Annotated in this window: 3 protein-coding genes and 16 tRNA genes; 18 read left to right on the top strand and 1 reads right to left on the bottom strand. The window is 40.3% G+C overall.

Annotated features, from left to right (window positions below; all coding sequences use genetic code 11):
- Positions 1 to 65 precede the first annotated feature (65 nt).
- The 18 genes from B7R65_RS20865 (at position 66) to B7R65_RS20950 (ending at position 3271) form a co-directional block, all read left to right on the top strand.
- Positions 66 to 142, top strand: a tRNA-Arg gene (locus tag B7R65_RS20865).
- A 24-nt stretch (positions 143 to 166) separates the two neighbouring features.
- Positions 167 to 243, top strand: a tRNA-Pro gene (locus tag B7R65_RS20870).
- 9 nt (positions 244 to 252) lie between these two features.
- Positions 253 to 325 (top strand) — tRNA-Ala (locus B7R65_RS20875).
- A 26-nt stretch (positions 326 to 351) separates the two neighbouring features.
- A tRNA-Met gene (locus tag B7R65_RS20880) sits at positions 352 to 425 on the top strand.
- 8 nt (positions 426 to 433) lie between these two features.
- Positions 434 to 510, top strand: a tRNA-Ile gene (locus B7R65_RS20885).
- Between the two features lie 8 nt (positions 511 to 518).
- A tRNA-Ser gene (locus B7R65_RS20890) sits at positions 519 to 611 on the top strand.
- Positions 612 to 702: 91 nt separating this feature from the next.
- Positions 703 to 779 (top strand) — tRNA-Met (locus B7R65_RS20895).
- Between the two features lie 3 nt (positions 780 to 782).
- Positions 783 to 858, top strand: a tRNA-Asp gene (locus tag B7R65_RS20900).
- A 9-nt stretch (positions 859 to 867) separates the two neighbouring features.
- Positions 868 to 943: transfer RNA gene (locus B7R65_RS20905), tRNA-Phe, on the top strand.
- Between the two features lie 56 nt (positions 944 to 999).
- A tRNA-Thr gene (locus B7R65_RS20910) sits at positions 1000 to 1075 on the top strand.
- Positions 1076 to 1080: 5 nt separating this feature from the next.
- Positions 1081 to 1156, top strand: a tRNA-His gene (locus B7R65_RS20915).
- A 4-nt stretch (positions 1157 to 1160) separates the two neighbouring features.
- Positions 1161 to 1231, top strand: a tRNA-Gly gene (locus B7R65_RS20920).
- A 17-nt stretch (positions 1232 to 1248) separates the two neighbouring features.
- Positions 1249 to 1325, top strand: a tRNA-Ile gene (locus B7R65_RS20925).
- A gap of 31 nt (positions 1326 to 1356) precedes the next feature.
- A tRNA-Asn gene (locus B7R65_RS20930) sits at positions 1357 to 1431 on the top strand.
- A 7-nt stretch (positions 1432 to 1438) separates the two neighbouring features.
- Positions 1439 to 1529 (top strand) — tRNA-Ser (locus tag B7R65_RS20935).
- An 11-nt stretch (positions 1530 to 1540) separates the two neighbouring features.
- Positions 1541 to 1612, top strand: a tRNA-Glu gene (locus B7R65_RS20940).
- Between the two features lie 206 nt (positions 1613 to 1818).
- The gene (locus B7R65_RS20945) at positions 1819 to 2379 is read left to right on the top strand and encodes a bifunctional transcriptional activator/DNA repair enzyme AdaA (RefSeq protein WP_088044718.1); all 561 of its coding nucleotides are present in this window, start codon (positions 1819 to 1821) and stop codon (positions 2377 to 2379) included.
- Complete coding sequence (locus tag B7R65_RS20950) at positions 2369 to 3271, top strand: DMT family transporter (RefSeq protein WP_088044719.1); 903 nt, start codon at positions 2369 to 2371, stop codon at positions 3269 to 3271. Before B7R65_RS20945 ends, B7R65_RS20950 begins: the two co-directional genes overlap by 11 nt.
- A gap of 85 nt (positions 3272 to 3356) precedes the next feature.
- Here B7R65_RS20950 and B7R65_RS20955 read toward each other — a convergent pair.
- A partial coding sequence (locus B7R65_RS20955; RefSeq protein ID WP_142288294.1) for an IS3 family transposase occupies positions 3357 to 3877 on the bottom strand: 521 nt, incomplete at its 5' end.

Raw genomic sequence — 3877 nt, forward strand, 5'->3', positions numbered from 1 at the left:
TAAAATCCTGCGGGTGGTGACACCCGTGCCGGTTCGAGTCCGGCCCTCGGTACCATTTTTAATATGCGCCCGTAGCTCAATTGGATAGAGCGTTTGACTACGGATCAAAAGGTTATGGGTTCGAGTCCTTTCGGGCGCGCCATATTATTTCACCTGTAATTCTAAACGGGAAGTGGCTCAGCTTGGTAGAGCACCTGGTTTGGGACCAGGGGGTCGCAGGTTCAAATCCTGTCTTCCCGACCATTTAAACATGGGGCCTTAGCTCAGCTGGGAGAGCGCCTGCCTTGCACGCAGGAGGTCAGCGGTTCGATCCCGCTAGGCTCCACTTATAAAAACTTAAATAATTATTATGGCGGTGTAGCTCAGCTGGCTAGAGCGTACGGTTCATACCCGTGAGGTCGTGGGTTCGACTCCCTCCGCCGCTACTTATTAAGGACCTTTAGCTCAGCTGGTTAGAGCAGACGGCTCATAACCGTCCGGTCGTAGGTTCGAGTCCTACAAGGTCCACCACTAAATATGGAGTAATACCCAAGTCTGGCTGAAGGGATCGGTCTTGAAAACCGACAGGGGTGTAACAGCCCGCGGGGGTTCGAATCCCTCTTACTCCTCCATTTTATTTTTAAAATTAATCTATCCTGAGATTAGGATGGTTGGTCTTTACAAATGAATATTCAAGGATCTAAATTAGTTAGTTCCAATTATCGCGGGGTGGAGCAGTCTGGTAGCTCGTCGGGCTCATAACCCGAAGGTCGCAGGTTCAAATCCTGTCCCCGCAACCAAATGGTCCCGTGGTGTAGCGGTTAACATGCCTGCCTGTCACGCAGGAGATCGCCGGTTCGATCCCGGTCGGGACCGCCATTTTAAGAAGGCTCGGTAGCTCAGTCGGTAGAGCAGAGGACTGAAAATCCTCGTGTCGGCGGTTCGATTCCGTCCCGAGCCACCATCTTAAATTTATCTTTTAAATTTAGTAACCAAAATATATTTTTCAATTAATGTCTTGCCGACTTAGCTCAATTGGTAGAGCAACTGACTTGTAATCAGTAGGTTGGGGGTTCAAGTCCTCTAGTCGGCACCATTATGGCGGTCGTGGCGAAGTGGTTAACGCATCGGATTGTGGTTCCGACATTCGTGGGTTCGATTCCCATCGGTCGCCCCATTATGCGGGTGTAGTTTAATGGTAAAATAGAAGCCTTCCAAGCTTCGGTCGTGGGTTCGATTCCCATCACCCGCTTTTAATATAATATTTATGGGCCTATAGCTCAGCTGGTTAGAGCGCACGCCTGATAAGCGTGAGGTCGATGGTTCGAGTCCATTTAGGCCCACCATATATATTATATAATATTGTTTAATGCTTATTCCGCAGTAGCTCAGTGGTAGAGCACTCGGCTGTTAACCGAGTGGTCGTAGGTTCGAATCCTACCTGCGGAGCCATTATTTTAGAGAAGTACCCAAGTGGCTCAAGGGGCGCCCCTGCTAAGGGTGTAGATCGCTAACGCGGTGCGAGGGTTCGAATCCCTTCTTCTCTGCCATTTTTTTTTTTGGCCCGTTGGTCAAGCGGTTAAGACACCGCCCTTTCACGGCGGTAACACGGGTTCGAATCCCGTACGGGTCATATCTAAAGCTCAGTTATTTGTGATAACACAGGTAACTGAGCTTTTTTTTGTTTTTTATTTTAGCCTCAGTTAAATAAGGTCAATAGTCGTAATTCTATATTAGTTTACGTTAGGAATCATTAAAATTAGAGAGCAAGAAATTGAAAGCAGAAGGTCTATGTTGATGCTACAATGTGAATAGCTAAAGATGAGGTGAATATAACTTATGAATGATTTGAACGTTAAAGTGATGTGGGATGCAGTAAAGGAATGTGATGAAAAATATGATGGGCACTTTATTTATGCAGTTAAGTCTACAGGAATATGTTGTAGACCATCCTGTAAATCAAGAACGCCCTTAAAAGAAAATATATCATTTTATTTAACTGTTTCATTGGCAATAGAAGAAGGATATCGTCCATGTAAAAGATGTCGTCCGGATCTTATTCATTCAAATGAAGAAGAAATAATCGCTTCTGCAAAACATTATATAGAAAATGAATATCGAAACACGATAACATTAGATCACCTCTCGCGATTCGTTGGAGTAAGTAAATTTCATCTACAACGGATGTTTAAAAAAAGTACAGGTTTATCACCTTTAGAGTATGTAACAAACTTGAAAATGAAAGATGCCTTAGTAAAACTGCAAACAACTGAGGAAACAATTACAGAGATTGCATATCATCTTGGTTACAAAAGTTCAGCTCATTTTTCCAGTATGTTCCGCCAATATACTGGTTCCACACCAACAGAAATTAGAAGGGGTGTTAAAAATGAAAATTAAGGATGTTACTGCATTAGTTGGTCTTGCTGCACTTTGGGGAGGTTCTTTTTTATTCATTCGAATTGCATCACCAGTTTTTGGGCCATTTCTTACAATCGAAGGAAGAGTTACAATTGCAGCTATTGCTTTACTTATTTATGTATCAATGAGTAAGAAGCAGTCATTTAATTTCCGAAAGAAATGGAGACAGTACTTGATAATAGGAGCTTTAAATGCTGCCATACCTTTTACATTAATTGCGACCTCTGCACTTTATTTAACTGCTTCCATGTCATCAATACTTAATTCATTAACACCTCTTTTCACAGCCTTGGTAGTATGGGGATGGATGCAAGAAAAGCTCAGTCCAAGAAAATGGTTAGGAATTGGAGTAGGGGTGGTTGGTGTAGTGTTTTTAGTTGGTTGGAGTTCGATTACATTTACAAGTAATGTAATTGTTGCTATTGGCCTTGCGATACTCTCTACCATCTCATATGCCTTTGCAGGTGTTTATGCAAAAAAGACTTTTGTAGGAGATACTCCACTATCACTTGCGACAGGTCAGCAAATTGGTGCCTCAATTCTTTTAATTCCTTTTACATTCATAAATTTGCCGAATTTAACAAATAGAGTTCCTCTCGTGCCTGTTATTGCAGTAGTTTGTTTGGCTCTATTGTGTACTGCATTTGCGTACTTATTATATTTTTATTTAATTGATCGTGTAGGACCAACAAAAACATTAAGTGTTACATTTTTAATTCCAGTGTTTGGAATGATATGGGGCATTTTAATCCTCAATGAAGAAATTACAGTAGGAATGCTAGTTGGATTTATTATAATCTTAGGAAGTGTGTTTCTTATTTCCGACATTCGATTTAGTATACCTTCATCTAAGAAGCGATTACGTACTTAATGTTCATAATTTAAACCTTTCTTTTTAAGTATAATAACAAAAAGGATCTTCTATGAAGTGAACCCAAAAAGTTAGACAAATAGTTTTATGCAACTAAAGAGGATTGGACTCTGTATTGAACAGGGGACAATCCTTTTAGTTTTATCTTAATACGCTCATGATTGTAATAGTGAATATATTCATGCAATTTCTCTATAAACTGATCCATACTGCTAAATTCTTCATTATATAGTAATTCAGATTTTAATAAGCCAAAGAAGTTTTCGATAACTGCGTTATCTAAACAATTCCCTTTACGGGACATACTTTGTGTAATGTTATTTTGTTTTAGTATCTCTCGGTACTGTCTCATTTGATAATGCCAGCCTTGATCCGAATGAAGAATTGGCTTCTCTCCATCATTTAAGCAGCTCAAACCCCGTTTTAACATTTTGTAAACTAATTGAAAAACAGGACGCTTGTTAATGCTATAAGCTATAATTTCTCCGTTATAAAGGTCTAATATCGGAGATAGATATAGCTTTTCCCCGTACATTTGGAATTCTGTAATATCAGTTACCCACTTCTCATTTGGCTTTGAAGCAGTAAAATTTCTTTCAAGAATAT

Source organism: Bacillus sp. EAC, from assembly GCF_002156875.1.
In the GTDB taxonomy this organism is placed as follows: domain Bacteria; phylum Bacillota; class Bacilli; order Bacillales; family Bacillaceae_G; genus Gottfriedia.

Excerpts from the sequence above, each read along its gene's own strand:
- B7R65_RS20945 (WP_088044718.1), top strand. The coding sequence starts at position 1,819 with ATGAATGATTTGAACGTTAAAGTGATGTGGGATGCAGTAAAGGAATGT.
- B7R65_RS20950 (WP_088044719.1), top strand. The coding sequence starts at position 2,369 with ATGAAAATTAAGGATGTTACTGCATTAGTTGGTCTTGCTGCACTTTGG.